The sequence below is a fragment of the Phocaeicola sp. ICN-14070 genome (assembly GCF_037892625.1).
Taxonomy (GTDB): domain Bacteria; phylum Bacteroidota; class Bacteroidia; order Bacteroidales; family Bacteroidaceae; genus Phocaeicola; species Phocaeicola plebeius.
In genome coordinates this window covers 1-453 of the sequence record NZ_JBBKBF010000186.1, presented here as the reverse complement: position 1 = coordinate 453, position 453 = coordinate 1, and the positions used below count along the sequence as shown (strand labels likewise).

The 453-nt window shown below is 41.1% G+C and carries 2 tRNA genes; both read left to right on the top strand.

Going from position 1 to position 453, the window contains the following annotated elements:
• Window positions 1-198 precede the first annotated feature (198 nt).
• Window positions 199-270, top strand: a tRNA-Glu gene (locus tag WKT20_RS18235).
• A 42-nt stretch (window positions 271-312) separates the two neighbouring features.
• Window positions 313-384: transfer RNA gene (locus WKT20_RS18230), tRNA-Glu, on the top strand.
• The last annotated feature ends 69 nt before the right edge of the window (window positions 385-453 follow it).

The following is a 453-nucleotide window of genomic DNA, read 5'->3' as shown; positions in this document are numbered from 1 at the left end:
ACCTTATTTAGTAAATTATGTCAACTTATTTAGTACACTACAACCTTTTTTTCACCTCCCTCAGACAAGCTTAAAAAGCCATTCCAGCACTTTTCTGAATCATTATGCATATTTTTTTTCATAAAACGCTTGCATATTCAAAAATAATGCGTACCTTTGCACCCGTGATTGAGAAACACCTCAACACAAAGCTAGGATGGCCCGTTCGTCTATCGGTTAGGACGCAAGATTTTCATTCTTGAAAGGGGGGTTCGATTCCCCCACGGGCTACTGAAAAAAAATAACGCACACGGTACTCCGGTGCAAGAGGATGGCCCGTTCGTCTATCGGTTAGGACGCAAGATTTTCATTCTTGAAAGGGGGGTTCGATTCCCCCACGGGCTACGAAAAAAGGTCTGAACAAAAGTTCAGACCTTTTCTTGTATAGTATATCTGATTCTATCAGAAGATTAC